General features: G+C 34.2%; 20 protein-coding genes. 11 read left to right on the top strand and 9 right to left on the bottom strand.

The window, feature by feature from the left end; translation table 11 throughout:
* Positions 1-4: 4 nt before the first annotated feature.
* The 6 genes from ILYOP_RS11645 to ILYOP_RS11620 all read right to left on the bottom strand — a co-directional run bounded on the left by ILYOP_RS11645 (position 5) and on the right by ILYOP_RS11620 (position 6,136).
* Positions 5-1,438, bottom strand: a complete 1,434-nt coding sequence (locus tag ILYOP_RS11645; RefSeq protein WP_013388693.1) for a glycoside hydrolase family 32 protein — start codon at positions 1,436-1,438, stop codon at positions 5-7.
* A gap of 73 nt (positions 1,439-1,511) precedes the next feature.
* Positions 1,512-2,876, bottom strand: a complete 1,365-nt coding sequence (locus ILYOP_RS11640; protein WP_013388692.1) for a sucrose-specific PTS transporter subunit IIBC — start codon at positions 2,874-2,876, stop codon at positions 1,512-1,514.
* 61 nt (positions 2,877-2,937) lie between these two features.
* The gene (locus tag ILYOP_RS11635; protein ID WP_013388691.1) at positions 2,938-3,453 is read right to left on the bottom strand and encodes a PTS sugar transporter subunit IIA; all 516 of its coding nucleotides are present in this window, start codon (positions 3,451-3,453) and stop codon (positions 2,938-2,940) included.
* Between the two features lie 90 nt (positions 3,454-3,543).
* Positions 3,544-4,530, bottom strand: a complete 987-nt coding sequence (locus ILYOP_RS11630; RefSeq protein ID WP_013388690.1) for a LacI family DNA-binding transcriptional regulator — start codon at positions 4,528-4,530, stop codon at positions 3,544-3,546.
* Between the two features lie 428 nt (positions 4,531-4,958).
* On the bottom strand, positions 4,959-5,825 hold the full coding sequence (locus tag ILYOP_RS11625; RefSeq protein WP_245546512.1) for an IS3 family transposase: 867 nt from the start codon (positions 5,823-5,825) through the stop codon (positions 4,959-4,961).
* 17 nt (positions 5,826-5,842) lie between these two features.
* A complete protein-coding gene (locus tag ILYOP_RS11620) occupies positions 5,843-6,136 on the bottom strand; it encodes a transposase (protein WP_083789061.1) in 294 nt (97 codons plus the stop codon).
* Positions 6,137-6,241: 105 nt separating this feature from the next.
* Between ILYOP_RS11620 and ILYOP_RS11615 the strand changes: the two genes are divergently transcribed.
* From ILYOP_RS11615 to ILYOP_RS11600, 4 genes are all read left to right on the top strand, one after another.
* Positions 6,242-6,670: a hypothetical protein gene (locus ILYOP_RS11615; RefSeq protein WP_013388689.1), complete on the top strand. Its 429-nt coding sequence runs from the start codon at positions 6,242-6,244 to the stop codon at positions 6,668-6,670.
* Between the two features lie 673 nt (positions 6,671-7,343).
* Complete coding sequence (locus tag ILYOP_RS11610; protein WP_013388688.1) at positions 7,344-8,192, top strand: AraC family transcriptional regulator; 849 nt, start codon at positions 7,344-7,346, stop codon at positions 8,190-8,192.
* A gap of 175 nt (positions 8,193-8,367) precedes the next feature.
* Positions 8,368-8,826, top strand: a complete 459-nt coding sequence (locus ILYOP_RS11605) for a pyridoxamine 5'-phosphate oxidase family protein (RefSeq protein WP_013388687.1) — start codon at positions 8,368-8,370, stop codon at positions 8,824-8,826.
* A 12-nt stretch (positions 8,827-8,838) separates the two neighbouring features.
* Positions 8,839-11,001: a PEP/pyruvate-binding domain-containing protein gene (locus ILYOP_RS11600; protein ID WP_013388686.1), complete on the top strand. Its 2,163-nt coding sequence runs from the start codon at positions 8,839-8,841 to the stop codon at positions 10,999-11,001.
* A 686-nt stretch (positions 11,002-11,687) separates the two neighbouring features.
* Here the strand turns inward: ILYOP_RS11600 and ILYOP_RS16060 are convergent.
* The 3 genes from ILYOP_RS16060 to ILYOP_RS11590 all read right to left on the bottom strand — a co-directional run bounded on the left by ILYOP_RS16060 (position 11,688) and on the right by ILYOP_RS11590 (position 14,351).
* Positions 11,688-12,524, bottom strand: coding sequence for a GGDEF domain-containing protein (locus ILYOP_RS16060; RefSeq protein WP_245546528.1), 837 nt, complete (start codon positions 12,522-12,524; stop codon positions 11,688-11,690).
* 138 nt (positions 12,525-12,662) lie between these two features.
* Positions 12,663-13,181 carry a hypothetical protein gene (locus ILYOP_RS16055; RefSeq protein WP_245546527.1) on the bottom strand — a complete coding sequence of 173 codons (519 nt, stop codon included), beginning with the start codon at positions 13,179-13,181 and terminating at the stop codon, positions 12,663-12,665.
* Between the two features lie 108 nt (positions 13,182-13,289).
* A complete protein-coding gene (locus ILYOP_RS11590) occupies positions 13,290-14,351 on the bottom strand; it encodes an HD domain-containing phosphohydrolase (RefSeq protein WP_013388685.1) in 1,062 nt (353 codons plus the stop codon).
* Positions 14,352-14,578: 227 nt separating this feature from the next.
* On the opposite strand from ILYOP_RS11590, the gene ILYOP_RS11585 reads away from it, so the two are divergent.
* The 7 genes from ILYOP_RS11585 (at position 14,579) to gltB (ending at position 25,342) form a co-directional block, all read left to right on the top strand.
* On the top strand, positions 14,579-14,872 hold the full coding sequence (locus ILYOP_RS11585; RefSeq protein ID WP_083789061.1) for a transposase: 294 nt from the start codon (positions 14,579-14,581) through the stop codon (positions 14,870-14,872).
* Positions 14,851-15,756 (top strand): IS3 family transposase, encoded by a 906-nt coding sequence (locus tag ILYOP_RS11580; RefSeq protein WP_148223647.1) that lies wholly within the window; start codon positions 14,851-14,853, stop codon positions 15,754-15,756. Before ILYOP_RS11585 ends, ILYOP_RS11580 begins: the two co-directional genes overlap by 22 nt.
* 164 nt (positions 15,757-15,920) lie before the next feature.
* Positions 15,921-16,673, top strand: coding sequence for a hypothetical protein (locus ILYOP_RS11575; RefSeq protein WP_013388684.1), 753 nt, complete (start codon positions 15,921-15,923; stop codon positions 16,671-16,673).
* A complete protein-coding gene (gene orr, locus ILYOP_RS11570; RefSeq protein WP_013388683.1) occupies positions 16,655-17,722 on the top strand; it encodes an ornithine racemase Orr in 1,068 nt (355 codons plus the stop codon). The genes ILYOP_RS11575 and orr overlap by 19 nt, the downstream gene beginning before the upstream one ends.
* Positions 17,723-17,797: 75 nt before the next feature.
* Entirely contained in the window at positions 17,798-18,289 is a 492-nt protein-coding gene (locus tag ILYOP_RS11565) for an HAD family hydrolase (RefSeq protein ID WP_013388682.1), read from the top strand.
* Positions 18,290-18,381: 92 nt separating this feature from the next.
* Entirely contained in the window at positions 18,382-19,503 is a 1,122-nt protein-coding gene (locus tag ILYOP_RS11560; protein WP_013388681.1) for a phosphoserine transaminase, read from the top strand.
* A 1,369-nt stretch (positions 19,504-20,872) separates the two neighbouring features.
* The gene (gene gltB / locus ILYOP_RS11555) at positions 20,873-25,342 is read left to right on the top strand and encodes a glutamate synthase large subunit (RefSeq protein ID WP_013388680.1); all 4,470 of its coding nucleotides are present in this window, start codon (positions 20,873-20,875) and stop codon (positions 25,340-25,342) included.
* Position 25,343 lies beyond the last annotated feature (1 nt).

The following is a 25,343-nucleotide window of genomic DNA, read 5'->3' as shown; positions in this document are numbered from 1 at the left end:
CTCATCATATATTCCATTTTTTTATACTTATTTCTGCTTCACTATCTGAAATAAACTCTATTCCTTGGCTTTTTTCATCTGGAAATATTCTAGCAGTAAAAACCTCTCTACCATTATTTATGAAAACTTCTATCATTGATTTGTCCATAAATATATGAAAAGTGATCTCTGAAGAATCAATAGGGCATTTTCTAGTTGTCCCGTATTCTTCAGCAAAGATCTCTCCAGAATTGCTTCTGTCTAGCGTGACTTTTTTTTCAAGCCTATTATATTTCAATGTGGTTTTCTCATTTTTACCTACACGTAAGTTTATACCAAATTCCCCAGCCTCTATACTTTTCATTCTGCAGATCATTTCAAAGGAGTCACCCTCTATACCAGGATAAGTCTTTTTACCGGAAATCCGCTCCTCAATCTGGACGAAATCTCTTCTGAGTTTTTTCATCTCTTCTACAGGTCTTTGCACCAGCTTCCCATCTATTATCTCAAGCTCTCTAGGCATAGTGAGGCAGTGAACCCAACCTTTATCCTCTGTTGGGTAAGTGACCTCAGGAAGCCCTCCCCAGGCCACCATTATCCTTCTTCCTTTTTCATCTATCATTGTCTGAGGTGCATAAAAGTCAAATCCCCTGTCTAACTCGTGAAATACACCATGATTAAGAGTTGCCTTTTCAAGATCTAGATTTCCAAGCACATATCCAGACTGGTATATGTTATTATATCGGTCTCCTTCTGGTGGTATTCCCTGAGGAGAAAAAATAAAAACCCCTTCTCCCTTTATTTTAAAATAATCGGGACATTCCCACATATATCCGAAATTTTCGAGATTTGTCTTTATCTCCCCTAAAAAATTCCAGTTCTTCATGTCACCGGAACTATACAAGGCTGCTGCTCCTGTGAGATTATCCCTTTGGGCTCCTATGACTGCATAGTATACTTCTCCCTCTTTCCACACCTTAGGATCTCTAAAATGCCTGGTGTATCCTTCCGGCTGATTTACAATAACTGGTCCTAATTTCTCAAAATCTTCTCCGTTATCAGATATTGCAAGACACTGGTAGCTCTCTCTGTTCCCATAGTCATCCTTCACATTTCCAGTATAAAAGAGAATTAGCTGACCATCTTTTTCAATGGCACTCCCTGAATAACATCCATTTTTATCGTACCAGTCCTCTGGAGCCAATACTGGCAGAAGATTTTCCCATGAAACCAGATCTTTACTTGTAAAATGTCCCCAGAATTTCGTACTGTGGTTGCATTCAAAGGGATTCCATTGATAGAAAAGATGATACTTTCCGTCATAATAACTAAATCCATTGGGATCATTTATAAGCCCTGAAGGAGCCATAAGGTGATAAGAAAGTCTGTGATAATCTTTCTCTACCATATTCTTTTTATTTTCCACCTCATCCATGGCTTTTTTTATTAAACTAAACATCTCTTCACTCCCGTATTTTACAACTTATTTATAATTAAAATAAAGCATAAGAGGGACAAGTCCCTCTTAATCCTTAATTGTTTTCCTTGAAACCCATTACCCATGTAGCTACAAATGATGCTCCCAGGGCAAGAGCCATACCGACAATATAGTTAACCGTAGAATTTGTAGACACAATGGCTGTTCCAGGTATCCCTGTTACCCCGACTCCTGTCATGAAGACCTTGCTCATTACTACATAGGCTCCTCCTACAGCTCCTCCAATTGCAGCCCCTATAAATGGCTTAATCAGTTTTAAGTTTACACCAAAGATGGCAGCCTCAGTTATTCCAAGGAAGCAAGATATTCCTGAAGGAAGTGCTATGGATTTTAGTTTTTTGTCTTTTGTTTTAAAGAATACAGCCAGGGCAGCTCCGCCTTGAGCCACATTTGCCATAGACCAGATAGGCAAGAGGTAGTTTCCGCCTATATTTTTTATCATTTCAGCTTCAAAGGCATGGAAAGAGTGGTGAACTCCTGTTATAACTATAGTAGAATAAAGTCCTCCGAAAATAAGTCCAGCAACTGCACCGGCTCCGCTCAGCACCGATCCCAGTCCAAGAGATATTCCAGTACCTAGTGCTCTACCAGCAGGGCCAATAATAAATAGCGAAACAAAACCTGTAATAAGTATTGTCAAAAATGGCGTCAAGATAATGTCAAGAACGTTGGGAACTATTTTTCTTATATTTTTTTCCACATGAGACATCACCCATACAGCTATAAGTATAGGCAGTACAGTTCCCTGATAACCTAACTTTGCTACCTTAAGTCCTCCAATTTGGAAGAATCCTGTGATCCCTCCTCCCACAGTCCAGGCATTTTGAAGTGCCGGATGTATCAAAATCCCTCCGAGAGCTGCTGCAAGATAAGGGTTGCAGTCAAATTCTCTGGCTGCTGAGAATGCAATCAGTACCGGTAAAAATACAAAAGCCGCATTGGAAAACATGTCCAGAAGGGCAAACATATCACTAGATGAATCAAACCAGTTGAATCTTGCACCCATACCTAAAAGTCCCATCAAAAGACCCGATGCTACGATTGCCGGTATTACAGGAACAAATATATTTGATAATGTTCTGGCAATTTTTTGAACAATATTAAGATTTTTCATAGCTTCTTTGGTTGCTTCACTTTTAGAAGAGGCTTTTATCTCTCCCGCTCCTGTCATCTCTGCATATACCTTATTTACAACTCCCTGCCCCAGAATTATCTGATACTGACCTGCAGTTGAAAAAGCTCCTTTTACACCCTCTATTTTTTCAATATTCTCTTTATTTACACTAGTTTCGTCATTTAGTACCAGTCTTAGTCTTGTGGCACAGTGAGCTGCACTTGATATATTCTCTCTTCCCCCTATACCAATAATTATCTCCTGAGCAATTTTCTTATAATCCATTTCATTCCTCCTTTATATAGCTTTAGAATAACATTACCATTTTTAGACCAATAACTTTTTTTTACTTCATTTTTACCCTCATGAGAAGATCTCCGGCCTTTACTTTCCCTGATACTCTCTCTATCTCCTCTACAAGCTCCATATTAGATATTATTACCGGTGTTTTTACAGATTTAGCATTGGTTTTTAGATATTCAAGATCATATTTCACAAGTTTATCACCTGTCTTTGCCGATCCTTCTGTTCCAATTCTTTCAAATCCCTTTCCTTTTAAATTCACAGTGTCTACCCCAAAATGAACTATCAGCTCAAGACCTTCTTTTGACTCAAAAGACACTGCATGATTTGTTTCAAATATGCTCATATCTTCTGTATCCATTGGTGAGTATATCATCTCTCCTGAAGGAATTATTGCGACTCCGTCTCCTATAGCCTTACATGCAAAAGCTTCGTCTGGGACTTCTGAAAGACTCACAACATCGCCGTCAATTGGAGAATATATTTCCAATACTTTTTTTTCAGCTACTTCTTTTTCAACTACTTTTTTACTTCCAAAAATTTTTGACAGAATACCCATTTGAAATCCACTCCTTACTTTAAAATAAAAGCAATAAAAATATTTTTCCGAAACATGGTATCGATACCACAATCCGGAAAAAAGAGAAGGCTATATTTTCCTAGCACTCTCTCTTTCCACCAGTCTATAATTCATTATTTTTTTTTCTGATTTATCGGTTTTTAAAATTCTCATCAAAACTCTGGCAGACTCTTCTCCTGATTCTAAATACTGATATTTTATAGTCGTCAAACCAGGATTATAAATCTCCGCTATACCAGAATCTCCCTCTCCCACAACTGATATATCCTCAGGAACCCTGTATCCATTTTTCAGGAGATAATTTATAGCACCTACAGCCAGGTTATCAGTAACTGCAAATATTGCTGTAGGATTTTCTTTCATAAGTTTTCTCATAGAAGCATCCACAGATGAAATTTCGAAGTTACCTATAGAGATAAGGTTCCTGTCTACATCTATCCCGTGTTCCTTTAGGGCAGCTTCGTAACCTCTTCTTCTCTGATATCCTACTGCTCTGTCTATCTCATCTACCCCTATAAATCCTATCTTTCGGTGTCCCTTATTCAAAAGATAGTTTGTCATCTCCACTGTAGCACCATAATCATCGTGAACGACACAGGAAAAATCATAACTACTTGAATCCTGTCCTATAAAAACCGTAGGTATCTTCATCTTTTTCAATAACTTTATGTGTTCCTCAGCTATATTAGTCGCTACAAAAATAATCCCGTCGACTCTCTTCTGTTTAAATATCTTTATGAATTCAATCTCTTTTTTGAAATCCAAGCCGGTATTTGCCAGTATAGAACTATATCCATTTTCATCAAGAACTTTTGTTATTCCATCTGCCACAAGGCCTATAGTCCTAGAACTCAGCTTTGGTATTATAATACCTATAAGTTTTGTATTTTTTTTCTTCAGATCTTTTGCCGTATCACTGGGCAGATATCCTGTATCATCTATTATTTTTTCTACCCTTTCTCTGACTTCATGCTTTACGTAACCGGAATCATTTAATACTCTTGATACTGTAGAAGTAGATACCTCTGCTAATCTTGCAATTTCTTTTATCGTCATCTTTCATCACCTCTTGTGGTATCGGTACCACACTCTAATACATTTCTACCACTTTTAGAACAACTTGTCAATATTTTTTTGTGTGAATTCTTTTTTTATAAAAAATATTTATATGGGAATTCCGTTAAAAATTAAAACACAATAAATAAATATCCTGTTTTTTTATATTAAAAAAAATACAGCCCTTTAATCATTTCTTTGAAGATACCATAAAAACTATTCTTAATTTAGGCTAGTAGATAAAATGCCATAGATACTGGTATACATGGTAGGTTGAATCCCTTATAAAAATTGGATTTTTGACGGAAAATAAGGTAGAATGTCTCTTAAGAATATTTTACCTTGGAGAAAAATTTATGAAGAAAAAAGCAGACGAACTACTATCTCTTTACGAGAGCATCATTGCTGGTCTTCTGTCAATATAGTAGTCAACCTAACACCAATTTTTTCTGTATTTTTTCAAACTCAACAGGGGAGACATTTCCTAAGAAACTGTGTCTCCTCTCTTTATTATAAAATTCTATGTAATCAAATACCATTGCCTTCATATACCTTTTAGTTACTAAACCTTCTACATAAATCATCTCTTTCTTCAAAGAAGCATGAAAGGATTCTATTACTGCATTATCATAACAGTTCCCACGTCTACTCATAGATTGGATTAATCCTAGCTTCTTTACAAGGTTAGAGTACTCCCTACTCGAATATTGCGATCCTTGATCACTATGAATTATCAGTTCTTCCTCTGGTTCCTCCAGTAAAAATGACCTTGTTAAAGTATCTATTACTAACTCACTAGTCATGCGCTTACCTATATCGTAGGCGATAATCCTTCTAGAAAAAAGATCCATAATTGTGCTTAAATATAGCCAACCTTCGCTTGTCCAAATATATGTGATATCTGTAACCCAGACCTCATTTTTTCTACCTACTTTGAATTTTCTTTTTACAATATTTCCTGTGATATTTTCTCTTTTACTCTTTTCATTTCCTGTTTTAAACTTCTTGGTAGAATTAACTGATATATCATTTTCTTTCATTATTCTATTTATTCGTCTTTCGCTTGTTATTATGCCATATTCATCTTTGAGCTCAACCTTTAGTCTAGGGGCTCCATAGCTCCTCTTATGTCTGTTCTTTCTGACCTCTAGAATACTATCTAGAATCCCTTGATCCTTTTTCTTTCTCTCAGTAGTTTTGTTATTCTGAAACTTATTAAAACCACTTCGAGAGACTTCTAGGGCTCTACATATCTGAGATATAGAATGAACATTTCTGTGTATTTCAACGAAGATAAAGAGTTCCCTCTTAGTTATCTTTTTTTCCTTGAGAATATGGCTGTAGCCTTTTTTAAGATCTCTATATCCTCTTCTTTTTCCTTAAGTAGATTTTTCAACCTGATAATTTCTTTGTCTTGAGCGCTTAACTCCATGTCCTTCTTAGGACCTCCAAAGTATTTCTTTTCCCAGGCAGCAACAGTATTAGTGGTAATACCGTATTCATTTGATAGCTCTACCTTTGTTTTTATTTTAAGGAAAGAAAGCTCAGCGATTTGCTTCTGTTTCTCCTCTGAAAATCTTGCATATCTTCTTTTTTCTTCCATCATAGCCACTCCTAAATATGTTTATTTTTTATTATATATTTTTGAGTGCTAAACTGTCTACTAAACCATCATAACACCATTGCATCTGACGATAAGGTTTACCACAAGATGAAATTAAAAGTAAAGGAGGAGATATTCAAACTATTAGAAAATCCCAATGATTCCTTTATAGGGGACAGGCGGATTTATGAAGGAGAAATTTTAAAAGATCTTGTTTTAAAAGAACGGTTTAAAGCTGAGAGACACTCTCTTCCCCTAAACTATATTTTTTTTGAAAAACTTACTCCTTGTATGAAAATAGAGAATATAGAAAATTTAGGTGGTCTTATGCTAGAAAATATTAGGTATGAAGATATACTAGGTTATATTCCTTCTGTAGGGTTTATATTACTTTTGTTTAACACATCCAAGGAAAGTGCATTTATAATAAAAAAAAGACTTATTGATTCATATCAATTTCAAAAAATATCTGACAGCTTCAATATAAAGGTAATAGAAGAAAAAGATTTTGCTCTTTTGAATATGTTTTCAGATTAAAAAACTTATCTTTAAAGTTGAATAAAATTATACAAAACAAAAAAACAGCTTTATTAGCTGTTTTTTTTGTTGATGTCAGATTTTTAATGTCACTATAAAAACAATTTAGCACGTCTAATTTTTATCGAGTAATTTTCTAAGAAGAACTGATTAATTTCATTACGGCTGATTAAGTGGTGTTTAAAATTTAAATCAAGAAATAATTGTCTACCGAAGGATTATGGCCTATACTAACACAAACATTATCAACATTATTGGAAGGGTTTAAAATTATTTAACCTGCTAAGAGGTATCCGTTTCCATATTCCTTACGATAAAACATGCCTACATATTTCTCTAAATTTATTTTAAACACAACAGCTAAAAAAATCAATTTTCTACAACTCTGTGCCTTTGACAGAATAAGTAAGATAAAAGCTTTAGGGACCGGTTAACAAGTGTAACCAGCATTATTTACCCTACTTATTCTTAATTCACTTTAGGAGTGTTGGTGATAAAAATAACTTTATTTTTACTTGGTTAATGTTTTCTCATTGACACAATATCAAATATAAAGTATATTTTACTCAATAATTATATTAAATTATCAATTTAAAAACTAACATATTTTTGAAAAAACTACTCTTATTTTGAAAATATAGTTATAATTTTAACAAATTAAGCAGGTGATAACATGGTGCCATTTAAAAACGATCTAAAAGGTAATGGAGGACTAGAAACCGAATTTGTAAAAATACTCTACTATCATTTAGATAAAGACTACTCAGGAGAATACAAAACTTTTAATTTCCCAAGATTTTGTACTATTGTAGATGGAGAGATAAAGGTAACTTTAGAAAATGGTAAGATTCTAATCTATAACAGGGACAACTTCCTTCTTCTACCTTCTGACTCTAATGTCCACATGGATATTACAAAGAACACCAAGGCTCTGGCTTTTGAATTCAGCAACAATCTCATAGAAACAGTTCTCAAAAAAACAGATATACTTAAATCCTCAAGAAAATCTTTAGAACATAAAAATTATATGCTCGGAAGCAAGAGAAATGAAATTGCTGAGGATATATGGAATCTTTTTGTCACCAGCAGGGAAAAAAACAATAATAAAAAATTTCTTATAGACCTTTATGTTCAAAAATTAGTATATGACCTTATACAAGATGAATCTACCCACGATCTTCTTTATCCAAATGATTCTCACCCTGTCTCCAAATCTATAAAGTTTATAGATGAAAATATAACAAATAATATTTCTGTCAAAGAACTTTCAGAATCCCTTTATATGTCTGAATCCAATTTTTCTCATATGTTTAAAAAAAATACCGGATGCAATCCTATTGAATATATCCGAGATAAAAAACTAGATTACTCGAAAGAACTTTTAAAAACAAAAAGTGTGACTGAAACCTCCTATGACTTAGGATATGACAACATCTCTTATTTTATAAAACTTTTCAAGAAAAAATACAGCCTTACTCCAAAGCAGTATCAGATGTCAGTTTTAAAGTCAGAAGAACAGTAAGAACCAAAAGACTCCCTGTCTAAAAAGGGAGTTTTTTATATAAACAGCAGTAAATATTATATATTTCAGCATATGAAAATCTCAAAATACATATTATAATTAATTTATAACTGTATTTTTTCGTTTTTAATCTAATGAAAAATATATAATCTGGCTTTAAATAAAGGAGGCCAATATGAAAAGCATAAAAGAATTAAAAAATCTAATTAGTAAAATCGGTTCCAAACAGCTTTTTGCAGTTCTTGCAACTTCCAATAAAAACCAGCCTTATACAAGTCTTGTGGCCTTTGCCCTCACTGAGGATTTAAAAAAACTTGTTTTCATAACACCTAGAGATACAAGAAAATTTCAATATTTGTCTGAAAATAATAATGTATCACTGATGATAGATAACAGTGAAAACCAAAAGGTGGATATATCAAAGGCTGTGGGAATAACAATCACCGGAAAATCCCGAGACAGCTCAGGAGAAGAAAGAGAAAATTTATTAAATTTATTTATTACAAAACACCCCCAGATGAATGAATTTGCCTTTTCCAAAGGGTGTTCTGTAGTATCAGTGGATATAAACCGATATGATGTAGTTGAAAGATTTCAAAATGTTTCTGTACTTGAGTTCAGTAAAAACTCTTAGGGAGGTATAGATATGATGATCCCAATAAAAGAAATAAGAAAAAAAGATCTCCCTAAAGTAGGAGAAAAAGCATACAACCTTTCAAAGCTAAAATCTTCAGGTTACCTGATCCCTGATGGAATCTCTATCATTGAAGGTCTATACCGAAATTTCATAAATGAAACAGGATTAATTGATAAAATTAGAATGGAACTTGCAAGAAGAGAACTTTCTGCAATGAGGTGGGAAGAACTCTGGGATACGTCTCTTCGTATAAGAAATTTATTTCTGCGGACAGAAATTCCAAAAAATATTTACATAAAGCTTCGCCAAGGTTTATCTGGCTTTAGTGATATCCCTGTGGTCGTTAGATCATCAGCCCCTGGAGAAGACAGCAGCAACTCTTCTTTCGCAGGCTTACATGAATCTTACGTGGATATAAAAGGAATAGATAATATTATAACCCATATAAAACTGGTATGGGCATCTCTCTGGTCAGACAGAGCTCTTCTTTACAGAAAAGAATTAGGGCTAGATCCATGGAAATCCTCTATGGGGGTTATCGTACAAGAGCTAATAACAGGACAGGTCTCTGGAGTAGCTTTCAGCCGAGATCCCACAGAGAAGTATCAGATGGTGATAGAGGCTGTTCCCGGCCTAAATCAGGACCTCGTAGACGGCAAAATAGAACCAGAAAGATGGATGCTCGACATAGAAAACGGAAGCATAAAAGAAAGATACAGCAATAAAAAGACTAGCCTGCTAGATGAAAGAGAACTGAATATTCTTTACAATACCCTAAAAAACCTCCATGAAGAATATAAATTTCCAATAGATTTGGAATGGACCATAAAAGACAATAAAGTGTATCTTCTCCAGGTACGTCCTATAACGACACTAACAGGAGAAGGAGGAGAGGAAAAACTCTGGGAAAAAGAGGACAAGAGGCCCTGGTATAGAAGCCTTACAAAGAGTTTTGACACTTTAAAGGATATGCAAAGGCGTATAGAGGAAGAGATCCTCCCTGATATGGAAAAGGCTGCCGCTTATATGAAAAATATGGATATTTCTTCTATAGACTACCTTTCTTTATCAAAAGAAATCCTTAGACGAATCGAATTATACGAAAAATGGCACAACATCTACTGGCAGGAGCTAATTCCCTTTGCCCACGGTGTAAGACTTTTTGGGAAAATATACAATGATGCAGTAAAACCTACCGATCCTTATGAATTTACAGAACTCTTAAAATCAGACAATATGATAAGTGTTACTAGAAACAGATCTTTCTTATCTCTTATCAAAAAAATTAAGGATGATCCGGTTCTTTACGAAAAATTAAAAAATAAAATTTTTGATGATACGTCACTAGATTTTTTTGAAGCTCTAGATTTTTTTATGCATCACCATGGAAATTCTTCATATAGAGGAGATTCTCTTTTAGCAAATAAAAAAGACGTACTCAGGCTAATCTTAAATATGGCAGATATCGATATTGATTTTGAAGAAGAATATAAAGATATATCTGATCTCGAAAATAAATTTCTATCGGCATTTAAAATAGATCAGCAAGATTTTGCAAAAGATATTTTAAATTTAGCAAGAATAAGCTGGCGTATCAGAGATGACGATAACATCTATCTGGGAAAGCTAGAATCAGCCCTATTAGATTCTGTAAATCAAGGGAAAATTAGGCTTTCAATCAATGAAAAAGTCACCCCCTATACCGTGGCTATGATGCTAGCAGATCCAGATTATTCACCAAGAGTTTCTGTCGATACAAAATCAAGTCCTCTCCCTTCAAATGACAAACAAAAAAGAAATAAACTTATAAAAATAGCAACCATAGACAAAAATTCGGAAATGAGAATGAGAAAGTTTACAGGTCAGCCTGCAGGCCCTGGAATAGGAATCGGTAAAAGTAGGGTAATCCAGAGCCAAAAAGACATTTTCTTGTTTAAAAAAGGTGAAGTTCTCGTGTGTGACGCCATCGATCCCAACATGACATTCATTGTCCAATTCGCCTCTGCCATAGTAGAGCGAAGAGGTGGTATGCTTATACACGGTGCAATAATTGCAAGAGAATACGGGATCCCCTGTGTCACAGGAATAGACAATGCCACTGAAATTATCGAAACAGGTGTGACCCTCGTGGTAGACGGTTATACAGGAACCGTCACAATAAAGGAGACGTAAAAATTAAGTTAATAAGATTTAACTTAAAAAACTTCCAAGTATGAAAAATTACCTGGAAGTTTTTTTATTTTGCTAGATTATATTCAGCTAATCTTTTATTTTAAGTCAAGGTATTGAATTTATCGGAATTCGTTACTTTTCTCTTGAAAGAAAAGCACCCCAAGGGCATTTCCTCCCTTCGGTCAGGGCATAACCAAAAGTTCAAGCCTGTGAAAAATCAGCTAAATAACCTTGAAAATCCAAGAAAAGTAATGAGACTCAGAAAACAAGTTTCTGAGAACCAGAAAATATACTCGTATCCCTCGTTATTTTTTGGATACTCGCTTCGCTCAGACAGTCGATTTTTTCTAGAGATTTCTCTCAGTCATTCTTAACGCTTATTTTATCAATGGCCAAAAAAATTTCAAAAGATTTAAAAAAATCATTTAAGATTTTAAATTCCCCTTTAAAAAATACCGTTAAGAAATCATCTTGTGAAATCCACTTTCATTGAAATAAGGAGGTTTACCAACTATATTTCAATAGAAAGTTAGTTCAGAAGTGATTTTAGGTATTTTTTAGGGGTGCCTTTTCTTTGGTTACTTTCTTTGGGCAAGCAAAGAAAGTAACACAGCTTTTGGATAAATTCAGTAATTTATAAGAATTTACTTCTAGTAAGAACGAGACTGTTAAATAACCTTCAAAGATCAGACAGTTATAGCTTTTTTCTGTTTAGATTTTTCAGAAAAGTTATCTTCTAAATACCCCTTCTCAACTCGGTCTCTTCCATTTATTTTTGAAATATACAAGGCCTTGTCAGCCCTGCTTATAAGCTTATCAGCATCCTCTTTTAGGTAATATTCTGCAACCCCTATACTCACACTACTAGAGATATGATTGTTTTTCCATATTACCTTATTAATTTTTATTTTATTACGGATTTCCTCAGCAAGCTTATATGCATCCTCTATACCGCAGTCTTTTAGAAGTAGGATAAACTCATCCCCTCCCCATCGTGAAAAAACATCCGATTTTCTAAGGAATGTCTTTGTTAAGGTGGCCACATTCTTTAATACTTCGTCACCTGCCAGATGCCCATATTCATCATTGACCTCTTTCAAAAAATCTATGTCAAAAATAATAATTGAGAATCTGCTGCTGTTTCTCTCAGAATCTTTTATAGTTTGCATCATCATAAGGTCAAAAGCCTGTCGGTTATACGCCCTGGTTAGTTTATCAGTGGTGGCCATTTGGTGAAGCTGTTTTTCATAGGGAGAGGTCAATATATTTATAAGAACAAAGATGATTATAACCATAACTGCGCATATCCCTAGATTCATATAGAGGGCCTTGTGAATATTTTTGATGGCTTTTTTTTCACTTTTTTCAACTACAAGATGCCATTTAAGTTCAGGTATATAACGGCTGTTTACATGGATAAACTCCCCATTTTTTTTATATTTTTGAGTTTCATTTTTATTTTTCAAAATTCCATCTGAAATTTCAGATAAGCCTTTTATTGTATGGATATTGTTTGATTCCATTTTAAAATTTGAACCATGGAGAACTATGTTTCCGTCTTTGTCGGTAAAATATATCTGACTTCCGTAATCTTTCTGGTATCTTTCTATTAAATTTTTTACGGCATCTACCTTTAGACCAACTCCTGTAGCCCCTATATATTAACCATTGTATCCATAGACCTTATAATTTACAAAAATTGTCATGGTATCATTATTTGCCATGTCAGGGTCCACATTTATCTCATAATCATTTTTCATATTCTGTACTCGAAAATACCATTCGTCACGAGAACTGTTTCTGCTGACTTTTTTTAATATCCCATCAGTATGATAGTACTTATAACTTCGATCTGAGACAAAAAAACTGGTAAAGGTATTATACTTCATTTTTATCTCTCTCAGATATTTTACAATTTTAGTTTCATCTTTTTCACCTGATATTACCCAGTCTCTGAGAAAAGTATCCATAGCCATGAGAGATGAAGTATAAACAGGCTGTAAAAAATCTCTCTGTATCTCTGAGTATATGTTGTCACTGGTCAAGGGAAGCTGATTTTCACGGATTTCTTTTCTAAGTGAACTCAAAGAAACAAAATAACTGGTCAAACTTACACTTAAAAAACCCACTACTAGAATTAGATTTATAATAAGTGCATACTTATTTTTTAATTTTTCCACTAAACAGCCCTCCGATTTTCAAGATTAATTTCAAATATTCTATCATATTCCCACCAAAAAAACCGACTTTTTCAGTCGGTTATATATAATCTAATTAACAATGTCTAATCAGGCAGTTATATTTTCCAAGAAACTGTGACTGTTTTCCCAGTGAAACTCCTGTTTTTCAAAGAGTTCAACACAGATATCCACTATCTGGCTGTCAAAAGAACTTCCTTTTCTGTTTTTTATCTCTGTTAGAGCAGCCTGTATTCCTAGAGCCACTCTGTAAGGTCTGTGAGAACTGATAGCCTCTACAACATCTGCCACAGCTATTATTTTGGCTTCAGTGATTATCTCGTCGCCTTTTAATCCCTTTGGATATCCTGTGCCGTCTATCCTTTCATGATGCTGCAGTATCATTTTGCCAACAGGCCACGGGAAATTTAATCCTTCTATTATTTCATGCCCTAGTTGTGAGTGAGGTTTTATTATTTCAAATTCATGCCTTGTTATTTTGCCAGGTCTGTTTAATATTTCGCCGGGTATATTTATCTTTCCTATGTCGTGTATCATAGCCCCTATACGGAGTCCCTCTATACAGTTTTTATCTAGCCCCATCTTATCACCTATGGCCAATGCTAACTCTGTGACTCTTTGCTGGTGTCCTGCAGTATAGGGGTCTCTTTTCCTCATTGTCGTTACAAAAGCCTTTATTGTATTCAAAAGTGCTTCTTCATGAGATTTTAATGCTTTGTCTCTCTCTTTTTTTAAACGAAGAATATAAAAACCATATGCTATATCTCCAGCTAATTTTTCCAAAATATTTCTTTCATCTTTCTTAAATGCATTTTTTCTATCAGAGTAAAGATTCAAAGTCCCCATCCTAGAAGAACCATATAAAATAGGTACAGAAAAGTTTGATTCAAAATTTTTCTTAAGCTGAAAGTTTTCTATTTTTGCTGATTCTTTGCCTTCTTTTTTAGATTCTTCCCCAATAATTTTTATATTTGCAAATTTATATCCACACTCATCCATAAACAGATTGGATATATTTGCAAAAAATTCAATTTCATTTTCTGCCGCCATTATAACACTCTGGAGTCTTTTTGTCAGATAATTCAGCTTATCCAGATTTTCAAAATCCAGATGCAGCTTTTTAATTTCAGTATCACTATTTCTTTCCTTCATGCTACACCTCACAATTAATTATTTCTCTATTAAATAATACCTCTAAAAGTCATTTTTGACTGACTTTTTTATAAGTTTTATTACTTTTTTTTAATTTTTAACATTTTTACAATATTTTTACAATATTTTTTACTTCTTTATTTTAAAAATATGGTGTTATGATGGTTTAGTAGACAGTTTAGCACTCAAAAATATATAATAAAAAATAAACATATTTAGGAGTGGCTATGATGGAAGAAAAAAGAAGATATGCAAGATTTTCAGAGGAGAAACAGAAGCAAATCGCTGAGCTTTCTTTCCTTAAAATAAAAACAAAGGTAGAGCTATCAAATGAATACGGTATTACCACTAATACTGTTGCTGCCTGGGAAAAGAAATACTTTGGAGGTCCTAAGAAGGACATGGAGTTAAGCGCTCAAGACAAAGAAATTATCAGGTTGAAAAATCTACTTAAGGAAAAAGAAGAGGATATAGAGATCTTAAAAAAGGCTACAGCCATATTCTCAAGGAAAAAAAGATAACTAAGAGGGAACTCTTTATCTTCGTTGAAATACACAGAAATGTTCATTCTATATCTCAGATATGTAGAGCCCTAGAAGTCTCTCGAAGTGGTTTTAATAAGTTTCAGAATAACAAAACTACTGAGAGAAAGAAAAAGGATCAAGGGATTCTAGATAGTATTCTAGAGGTCAGAAAGAACAGACATAAGAGGAGCTATGGAGCCCCTAGACTAAAGGTTGAGCTCAAAGATGAATATGGCATAATAACAAGCGAAAGACGAATAAATAGAATAATGAAAGAAAATGATATATCAGTTAATTCTACCAAGAAGTTTAAAACAGGAAATGAAAAGAGTAAAAGAGAAAATATCACAGGAAATATTGTAAAAAGAAAATTCAAAGTAGGTAGAAAAAATGAGGTCTGGGTTACAGATATCACATATATTTGGACAAGCGAAGGTTGGCTATATTTAAGCACAATTATGGATCTTTTTTCTAGAAGGATTATCGCCTACGATATAGGTAAGCGCATGACTAGTGAGTTAGTAATAGATACTTTAACAAGGTCATTTTTACTGGAGGAACCAGAGGAAGAACTGATAATTCATAGTGATCAAGGATCGCAATATTCGAGTAGGGAGTACTCTAACCTTGTAAAGAAGCTAGGATTAATCCAATCTATGAGTAGACGTGGGAACTGTTATGATAATGCAGTAATAGAATCCTTTCATGCTTCTTTGAAGAAAGAGATGATTTATGTAGAAGGTTTAGTAACTAAAAGGTATATGAAGGCAATGGTATTTGATTACATAGAATTTTATAATAAAGAGAGGAGACACAGTTTCTTAGGAAATGTCTCCCCTGTTGAGTTTGAAAAAATACAGAAAAAATTGGTGTTAGGTTGACTACTATATTGACAGAAGACCAAATACTTGGGCACAATAACTTAAAAAAATGTCATTTTCATGTCATATTAATTAAGATAAATTAAATTTATATTCATTTTATAAAGGAAAACACAATACATTACCAATATAATTACGACAAAACCCTTATTTTAGGAGGCTTTATGAACAAGAAAAATATTACGGGAATTATATTAGCAACGATTATTATATTTTTTTCAGCAGTAGCTTCAACTGTCTATTACACTGATTCAAACCTTGAAATGATGTGGCTTTTTATATTTTTTGCCGTCCCTGTCTTTGGCTTGATTTTTGGTTTTCTTGTTGGAGGTATTTTAAAGTTAATATTCAAATTTAGTTCACAAATTTTCCTATATATAATAGTATTTTCTTTTTCTTGTTATACTCTGCTCATGACAGAGGAGGCTTTTATCGGTCTGGTCAGAAATAAATATGATAAAAAAACAGCAGCTCTGAATAAAATTGAAAAAGTTAATCCTTTAAATGAGATAGACCTTGGGGAAGAAAAATTTCTATATTACACTGAGGTCATCGACGAAACTTTTGACCTTAATTTCAATTATAAGACTGGACAAAATATCACCAGAGAGAATATAATGGCAATGGCTGATGACTGGCTAAACTCTAAAGGTTATGTAAAAAGACTGCCTGGAAATATTTATATAGCCCCTGAATTTTACAGAAAAATGGGATTTAAAATTTTTAAAACTTCCGGAAGTATCGGGGTTTCTCAAAAGATTGAGGATAGTACAAGTCATCCTGACCAAAAAAATATACAGCTTTTTCTTAGACTTAAATACAAAGAGGGAAAACTAAAACGGCAGAGGATATACCCCTGTTGGTTAAAATTTTTCCTAGATACTCTAAAGGAGTTAAAATGCCATACCCAAAATTAAAAATAGACATAAAAAAAATAAAGTATAACAGCTCTAGACTAGTGAAGGAATCTGCCAGAAAAGGTATAAAAATAGCAGGGGTGACAAAGGTTGTTTGTGGAAATCCTTATATTGCACAGTCTCTTGTTGACTCAGGCATAGAAATAATCGCTGATTCAAGAGTTGAAAACTTAGAAAAACTAAAAGAAATAAAGTGTAAAAAAATGCTTTTACGAATCCCCATGCCAAGCCAGGCAGATGATGTTGTGAGATATTCCGATATTGTCCTGGTGTCTGAAATTTTCACAATAAAAAAATTATCAGAGCAGGCTAGTAATCAGAATAAAATAATTGACTTGATCCTCATGATTGATTTAGGAGACTTGAGAGAGGGACTTTTTTATGAAAAAGAGATCTTAGAGACAGTTGCTGAAATAGCACAGTTAAAAAATGTAAAACTTTTGGGATTGGGAACAAATCTAAGCTGTTATGGTGCCGTTATTCCCAGCAAAGAGATTTTAGAAAAACTAGTCCTTATAAAAAATAAAATAAGCAATCTTTTTAATATAGACACAGAAATTCTTTCAGGAGGAAATTCTGGATCAATTAGACTATTTGAGGACAACCAGATCCCAGATGGGATAAACCAACTTCGACTTGGAGCCTCAATAATCCTAGGTATAGGAATAGACCACCTTCCCATTAACGGCCTCTCGGCAGACACTTTTATTTTAGAAGCTGAAATAATCGAACTTAGAAAGAAACCATCTAAACCTATTGGAAAGCAAGGTTTAGACGCCTTTGGAAACAAGCCTTCTTTTATAGATATGGGTATACGTTCTAAGGCGATATGTGCCATAGGAAGACAGGATGTAAACCCTGAAGATGTTTCGCCTCTTGACGATAAAATAAATATTTTAGGAGGAAGCAGTGACCATCTTATACTAGACGTTACTGATTCAGAAAAAAGCCTATCAGTTGGTGATACTATAAAGTTTAGAGTAAACTACGGAGGCTGTCTCTCTCTTATGACATCGCCATATGTTTACAAAGATTTCTCAGATTCTTAAGTTGATTTTTTACCATATCTAATTTCATCTATAAAGCAATAATTTAAACGATTTCCAAAACAGGGGAGAATTTATATGATTAAAAACATTAAAATCATAATTTTTGACTGGGGAGATACCCTCATGAGAGACTATAATGATTCAGGTCCTATGGCTCACTGGAAAAACGTAGATATAATCCCTGGAGTAAGAGAGGTTTTAAGAGAGTTAGGAAAAAATTACACTCTTTGTGTGGCATCAAATGCAGGAGAGTCAGACTCAGGACTTATGAAGTCTGCTTTAAAAAGAGTAGGTATAGATAATTTCTTTTCATATTTTTTCACGTCTAAAGATCTCGGTTTTGAAAAACCAGATATTAGATTTTTTAAAGCTATACTGAAATCTACAAATTTTTCTGCAAATGAATGTCTCATGGTTGGAAATGACTATAACAATGATATTGTCAATTCAAAATCACTAGGTATGTCTACCTTATTGTTTGATGAAAATAACTTATTTTCCGATACTCTATCTGCAGATTACAAAATAAATAAAATAATTCAAATTCTTGATATTTTAAAACCATAATAAAAAATAGTATATAAAAATAACTTGGGTAATTTTTTATATTATAGTAATATTTACTAAATCATCATGTGTTTCAAAAGGGGGAAAATTTCATGATCAAAAAACCAAATATAAAACCGAAGAATCCTAATTTTTCTTCTGGTCCCTGTGCCAAACATCCTGGCTTTACGTTAGGTGCATTAAAGGATGCTCCCTTAGGGCGTTCTCACAGAAGTGTCCTAGGAAAATCAAAACTACAGGAATCAATTGAAAAAACAAAGGAAATTCTAGGTATACCAAAAAACTATCTCGTGGGAATAGTACCAGCGTCTGATACTGGGGCTATAGAGATGGCAATGTGGAACCTATTAGGGGAAAGGAAGATAGATGTTATTCATTTTGATGCCTTTGGAAAATCTTGGGCTACAGATATTTTAAAAGAACTAAAATTAGAAAAAGTCAGAGAGTTTTCAGCTGATTACGGCAAGCTTCCTGATATTTCTCAAGTTGACTGTGATAATGATATAGTATTTACATGGAATGGTACCACCAGTGGAGTCAAAATTCCAAAAGCTGATTTCATATCCCATGACAGAAAGGGACTGACTATCTGTGATGCTACCTCTGCAGTTTTTGCTATGGATATCCCTTGGGAAAAGCTAGATGTTGTTACTTTTTCATGGCAGAAAGTTCTAGGAGGAGAAGCTGGGCATGGTATGCTCATAATCTCCCCTCGTGCTGTAGAACGTCTAGAAAGCTACTCACCACAGTGGCCTATTCCAAAAATTTTCAGGTTGAAAAAAGACGATAAAGTTGCAAAAGAGATATTTGAAGGTTCTACCATAAACACTCCTTCAATGCTTTGTAATGAGGACTATCTAGATGCACTGAGATGGTCAGAGTCTATAGGGGGGCTACAAGGACTCATCAAAAGAAGTATGGATAATTTTAAAGTTGTAGAAACTTTTGTGGAAAAGCATTCATGGATTGATTTTTTGGCCAATGACCCTTGTACTCGTTCTAACACCAGTGTATGTCTCACAATTGACCTCCCAACTGAAAAGCGTAAAAAAATGTTAAAACTCATGGAAAATGAAAAAGCTGCTTATGACATAAATTCCTATAAAACTGCTCCTGAAGGAATAAGAATATGGTGCGGTGCAACAGTAGAAAAGCAAGATATAGATGTTATGTTACTATGGTTAGAGTGGGCCTATAATGAGGTAAATAAATAATTTTTCTAAGGATAGCTTTCTAAAGCTATCCTTTTTTATTTCTTTGCGTCTATTGTAAATATTAACCTAAGTTGCTCTTTTGTTTTGAATTAAAGTGTTGAATTTATAAGGATTCGTTACTTTTCTCTTGAAAGAAAAGCACCCCAAGGGCATTTCCTCCTTTCGGTCAGGGCATAACCAAAAGTTCAAGCCTGTGAAAAATCAACTAAATAACCTTGAAAATCCAAGAAAAGTAATGAGACTCAGAAAACAAGTTTCTGAGAACCAGAAAATATACTCGTATAACTCGTTATTTTTTGGCTACTCGCTACGCTCAGACAGTGGATTTTTTCTAAGGATTTCAATGCGGTTATTCTTAACGCTTATTTTGTCAATGGCAAGGGAAAAAGGATAAAAAACCCTTCGCTAAAGAGAGGGTTTATAGTTTCAGTTTTAAATCTGTGAAACTCTCTCTTTTTCTCTGTGCAACATACACTTTTATGATGCTCTATGGTCAAAAGGTTTTTCTTTATTCGTGCTAATTTTTTTTTGCCTTTTATCAGTTTTAATTCGTGACAAAATCTTTTGACTTTAATATTCTTGTAAATTCAGTATTTTATTTAAAAAAATTTTTTCTATGCAACCTTGTGACAAAAATTTGGATTTTTTTATCTAATTTTAGAATTTGAAAATAAATAAGATTTTAGGTCTCTACAGTAAATCCTATATTTTATAAATAGATACAATTTAAGCAATTAGTAATATATTTTAAAATAAATACAGGATTCAGAAAAAAATCAAGTATAATATTTACATGCAATTTTATTAATTTAATATTAATTTAATATTAATTTTCCTTAACTGCTTCAAATAAAAATTTTAAAAACCAATTTATATATCCATAATTTCAGACCCTACATCGTGTTCTGTTTTAGATATTTTAGTTTGTTTTAAGTTTTTTTGACTTTAAATCAGGGTTCTGATGGTAGGTTTTTCCCAATCATAAGTTATATATATTCTATGGTTTGAAATAATATATTTGAAATATATTCTGAAATTGTGTAGTCTGATAAGACACCCATTTCAAATAATGTATTATTTAATGGTATAAATTTACTAAATTATTTTGTCAAAAAAAATAATTTGGTTAAGTTATATTTTGATGTGGTATCTTGTCATAATGTCTAATAAAACTTTCAACAATTTGACTTTTACAGGTATTGCATTGCTTTACTTCTCTCATTAAGGGAGAAAGTAAGGCTTTTTTTATCAAGATCTTTTAATTGTGACTTTTTTAGGTCAAAAAAATTTCAAGGTATAAATTACAGGTGTTTTTTTAAGATTTAAGTTTAATAACTAATTTAATATGGAAGATACGAGGGGGTTTAGCATGAAAAGAGGAATAGGGGTTCCAAAACAACAGGGGTTATATGTTCCCGAGTTTGAAAAGGATAACTGCGGAATAGGACTTATAGCACAGATTAAAGGTCAGAAAACTCATGATATTGTCAAAAAAGGTATTGAGATTCTGGAAAAGATGGAACATAGAGGTGCTGTAGGAGCAGATCCTGATACTGGAGACGGAGCCGGGATTCTTATCCAGATACCTGACAAACTATTTAGGTCTGAAATAAAAGAGCTTCCAGAATTTGGAGATTACGGAGTGGGTATGATTTTCTTTCCTCAGGAGAATTCTGAAAGAGAAAAATGTAAAAAACTTATTGAAAAGATAATAAAAGATGAAGGACAGGAATTTTTAGCCTGGAGAGATGTTCCTGTAGATCCAACTAAAGTTGGAAAAACTGCATCTAAAACAACTCCATGTATAAAGCAACTTTTTATTAAAAAATCTTCAGACACTGAAAATTTCGAATTGAAATTATATATTATAAGGAAAGCAATCGAGAATGAGATTCCAAAACTTGATCTTGAAAATGAAGAGTTTTTCTATATTCCATCGATGTCTAGCAGAACGATAGTTTACAAGGGTCTTTTGAAGCCTGATCAAATCTCAGGATTTTATAAAGATCTAAGTGATGACAGAACTCTAAGTGCCCTTGCAATAGTTCACCAAAGATATAGTACAAATACTTTCCCGTCTTGGGACCTGGCACATCCATTCAGATATGTAGCACACAATGGTGAAATCAATACCATCAAAGGTAATGTAAACTGGATGACTGCGAGACAGCCTGAATTATATAACGATGTACTTGGAAAAAATATCAGTAAAATATTCCCTATAAACAAACCTGTGGGAAGTGACTCTTCAAATCTAGATAGAGCCCTTGAGTTTTTAGTTGCATCAGGAAAATCCCTACTTCAGGCGGCTTCAATTTTAGTTCCTCCTGCATGGGAAAAGGATCCAAGTATAAAAAAAGAACTTAAGGATTTTTATGAATATTACTCAGGACTTATGGAACCGTGGGACGGTCCGGCTGCACTTGTTATGTCAAATGGTAGACAGATTGTAACAAAATTAGATAGAAATGGTCTTAGACCTGCTAGATATACAATAACAAAAGATGATACCATTATTCTTGCGTCAGAAGCTGGTACCCTTGAGACAAAACCAGAAGACATAAAAGAAAATTTCAGAATTAAGCCTGGAATGGTTCTTATGATAGACCTTGAAAAAGGTAAAATCTATTCTCAAGAAGAGATTATTGAAAAAATAGTCGAAGACAAACCTTTTGGTCAGTGGCTATCTGAAAATAAAAAGTGTATCACAAATCTTCCAGAAACAGATTCAAGATATAAAATAGACTTTGACACACTTTTTAATAGATTAATGACCTTTGGATATTCTAGAGAAGACCTCCATGAAGTTATTACACCTATGGCCAAAGATGAAAAAGAGCCTACAGGATCTATGGGGAATGATGCCGCCTTAGCAGTATTGTCTGGAAACGATAAGAAACTTTTCAATTATTTCCAACAGCTTTTCGCTCAGGTTACAAATCCTCCAATTGACCCTATCAGAGAAGATGTGGTAATGTCAATAACTACTAATATTGGTAGAAAAGGTAATATCTTGGAAGAAACTGCTGATAAGGCAAAACTCATAAAAATGGACTCACCTTTTATATCAAATGAAGATTTAGATAAGATTGCTTCATTAAATGAAGATAACTTTAAGTCGGCTGTAATCCCTATGATGTTCAACCTTGAGAGTGGATTAGAAAAGGGAATGGAAAAATTATTTGAAAAGGCTGAATCTGCCATAAAAGACGGACATAATATTCTTATTTTAAGTGACAGAGAGATGGGAGAAAATGAATATCCTATCCCTAGTCTCTTGGCAACTGCTGGGCTTCATCACCACCTTATCAGAACTGAGAAGAGAAATGGTGTAGATATAATAGTTGAAACTGGAGATGCCAGAGAGGTTATGGACTTCGCTCTTCTAATAGGTTATGGTGCCCTTGCGGTAAATCCTTATCTTGCACTAGAGTCTATAGACTACATGGTAGAAAATGAACTGTATATGACCTCTAAAAATGCCGAAAAGAAAAAATTAAAATATCTAAAGGCTATCGGTAAAGGTCTAGTTAAAATAATGTCAAAAATGGGTATCTCTACTGTACAAAGTTACAGAGGGGCACAAATATTTGAAGCTGTGGGACTTAAAAAGGAACTTGTGGACAAGTACTTCACTGGAACTACCTCTAGGATCGAAGGGATCGGTATAGAGGGAGTAGAAAGAAGTGTTAGACAAACTGTCGATAAAGCTAGAGACAATTACAAACCTAGTCCTCAAGTGCTTCCTAACACAGGTGACTATAAATGGAGAAAAGGTGGAGAAAGACGTCTATTCAGTCCTGAGGCAGTGGCAGCACTCCAGCACTCTACCCGTACAAATGACTATGAAGAATACAAAAAATTTGCAAAACTTATAAATGAGCAGGGTGAAAAACTAGCTACAATTAGAGGGCTTTTCAAATTCAAAGGATCAAACAGCATTCCTTTAGAGGAAGTAGAACCTGTAGAAAGCATCATGAAAAGATTTGTTACTGGAGCAATGTCCTTTGGTTCAATATCTAGGGAAGCCCATGAGGCCATGGCCATAGCCATGAACACTATCGGAGGTAAATCCAACTCTGGTGAAGGTGGAGAAGACCCTAAAAGATTTGCAGACAATAGAAAAAGTGCAATAAAACAGGTAGCTTCTGGAAGATTTGGAGTTACTACAAACTATCTTGTAAATGCAGATGAACTTCAGATAAAAATGGCTCAAGGAGCAAAGCCTGGTGAAGGTGGACATCTCCCTGGTCACAAGGTTACAGAAGAGATTGCTGCTACCAGATATACATCCCCAGGGATAGATCTCATATCTCCTCCGCCACATCATGATATTTACTCTATCGAAGATCTGGCTCAGCTTATATTTGACCTGAAAAACGTAAACCCAACATCTAGAATAAGTGTAAAGCTTGTTTCTGAGGTCGGAGTAGGAACGGTAGCCGCAGGAGTAGCAAAGGCCCACTCTGATATGATTCTCATTTCTGGTTATGACGGTGGAACTGGAGCTTCCCCTATATCCTCTATAAAACACGCAGGTCTTCCTTGGGAACTTGGTCTGTCTGAGGCACATCAGGTCCTTATTCTAAACGACCTCAGAGGTAGAGTAAGAATTCAGGCTGATGGTCAGATGAAGACAGGTAGAGATATTGTCATTGCGGCACTTCTTGGAGCAGAGGAATTTGGTTTTGCAACTGCACCACTTGTTGTATTAGGATGTATAATGATGAGAGCTTGTCATACAAATATGTGTCCTGTAGGAGTAGCTACACAAAGTCCTGAACTTCGTAAAAAATTCATGGGAAGATCTGAGTATCTCATAAACTTCTTTAGGTTTATTGCACAAGATGTAAGAGAGATCATGGCTGAACTTGGATTTAAAAATATCGATGAGATGATAGGAAGAACTGATCTTATAGAGATGAATGAAGCAATTTCCCACTGGAAAGCCAGCGGAATTGATATCAGTAAAATACTCTATAAGCCTGAAGTAGGTGAAAATATTTCCACCAAATGTGTACAGGCACAAGATCACGGAATCGACGATGTACTAGACAGAAAACTTATCGACTTAGCTAAACCAGCCCTTGAAAAAGGTGAAAAAGTAGAATTTAACATGGATATATTTAACTTAAACAGATCTACAGGAACCATGCTGAGCGGTGATATAGCAAAACGTTATGGAGCTGAAGGACTTCCTGAAGACACTATTAAATTTAACTTCAAAGGATATTCTGGTCAGAGTTTCGGTGCCTTTGGCATGTCAGGACTTACCCTAAATCTAGTTGGACAGTCTAATGACTATATTGGTAAAGGACTTTTTGGAGGAAAAATCATCGTAAAAACTCCAGAGATTGAAGGATTTGAAGCTGAAAACAACATTATTGGTGGTAATACTATTCTATATGGTGCCATCAAAGGACAGGTATATATCAATGGAATGGTTGGAGAGAGATTCTGTGTAAGAAACTCTGGTGCCGAAGCTGTTGTAGAAGGTGTAGGAGACCATGGATGTGAATACATGACCGGAGGAAGAGTAGCCGTTTTAGGCCCTACAGGTAAAAACTTTGCTGCAGGTATGAGCGGAGGTATCGCCTATGTCTATGATCAGCAGGGAGACTTTAAAGAAAAAGTCAACCAACTAATGGTATTGGCAGAAAAAATAGAGGACAATGCTGAAGAAGAAAAATTAAAATTAATGATAGAAAAACATGTAGAATATACAAACAGTTCAAGAGGTAAAGAGATTCTAGATTCTTGGGAAGAGAACTTAGGTAAATTTGTAAGAGTAATAGCTCCAAAATACAAGGAACTTCTTGCACAAGGGAAGGTGAAATAAA

The organism is Ilyobacter polytropus DSM 2926, assembly GCF_000165505.1.
Classification (GTDB): Bacteria; Fusobacteriota; Fusobacteriia; order Fusobacteriales; family Fusobacteriaceae; genus Ilyobacter; species Ilyobacter polytropus.
The sequence above is the reverse complement of the archived record's forward strand: the minus strand, read 5'-3'. Positions and strand labels throughout refer to the sequence as shown.

Excerpts from the sequence above, each read along its gene's own strand:
- ILYOP_RS11645 (WP_013388693.1), bottom strand. The coding sequence starts at position 1,438 with ATGTTTAGTTTAATAAAAAAAGCCATGGATGAGGTGGAAAATAAAAAG.
- ILYOP_RS11640 (WP_013388692.1), bottom strand. The coding sequence starts at position 2,876 with ATGGATTATAAGAAAATTGCTCAGGAGATAATTATTGGTATAGGGGGA.
- ILYOP_RS11635 (WP_013388691.1), bottom strand. The coding sequence starts at position 3,453 with ATGGGTATTCTGTCAAAAATTTTTGGAAGTAAAAAAGTAGTTGAAAAA.
- ILYOP_RS11630 (WP_013388690.1), bottom strand. The coding sequence starts at position 4,530 with ATGACGATAAAAGAAATTGCAAGATTAGCAGAGGTATCTACTTCTACA.
- ILYOP_RS11620 (WP_083789061.1), bottom strand. The coding sequence starts at position 6,136 with ATGATGGAAGAAAAAAGAAGATATGCAAGATTTTCAGAGGAGAAACAG.
- ILYOP_RS11615 (WP_013388689.1), top strand. The coding sequence starts at position 6,242 with ATGAAATTAAAAGTAAAGGAGGAGATATTCAAACTATTAGAAAATCCC.
- ILYOP_RS11610 (WP_013388688.1), top strand. The coding sequence starts at position 7,344 with ATGGTGCCATTTAAAAACGATCTAAAAGGTAATGGAGGACTAGAAACC.
- ILYOP_RS11605 (WP_013388687.1), top strand. The coding sequence starts at position 8,368 with ATGAAAAGCATAAAAGAATTAAAAAATCTAATTAGTAAAATCGGTTCC.
- ILYOP_RS11600 (WP_013388686.1), top strand. The coding sequence starts at position 8,839 with ATGATGATCCCAATAAAAGAAATAAGAAAAAAAGATCTCCCTAAAGTA.
- ILYOP_RS16060 (WP_245546528.1), bottom strand. The coding sequence starts at position 12,524 with ATGGAATCAAACAATATCCATACAATAAAAGGCTTATCTGAAATTTCA.
- ILYOP_RS11590 (WP_013388685.1), bottom strand. The coding sequence starts at position 14,351 with ATGAAGGAAAGAAATAGTGATACTGAAATTAAAAAGCTGCATCTGGAT.
- ILYOP_RS11585 (WP_083789061.1), top strand. The coding sequence starts at position 14,579 with ATGATGGAAGAAAAAAGAAGATATGCAAGATTTTCAGAGGAGAAACAG.
- ILYOP_RS11575 (WP_013388684.1), top strand. The coding sequence starts at position 15,921 with ATGAACAAGAAAAATATTACGGGAATTATATTAGCAACGATTATTATA.
- orr (WP_013388683.1), top strand. The coding sequence starts at position 16,655 with ATGCCATACCCAAAATTAAAAATAGACATAAAAAAAATAAAGTATAAC.
- ILYOP_RS11565 (WP_013388682.1), top strand. The coding sequence starts at position 17,798 with ATGATTAAAAACATTAAAATCATAATTTTTGACTGGGGAGATACCCTC.
- ILYOP_RS11560 (WP_013388681.1), top strand. The coding sequence starts at position 18,382 with ATGATCAAAAAACCAAATATAAAACCGAAGAATCCTAATTTTTCTTCT.
- gltB (WP_013388680.1), top strand. The coding sequence starts at position 20,873 with ATGAAAAGAGGAATAGGGGTTCCAAAACAACAGGGGTTATATGTTCCC.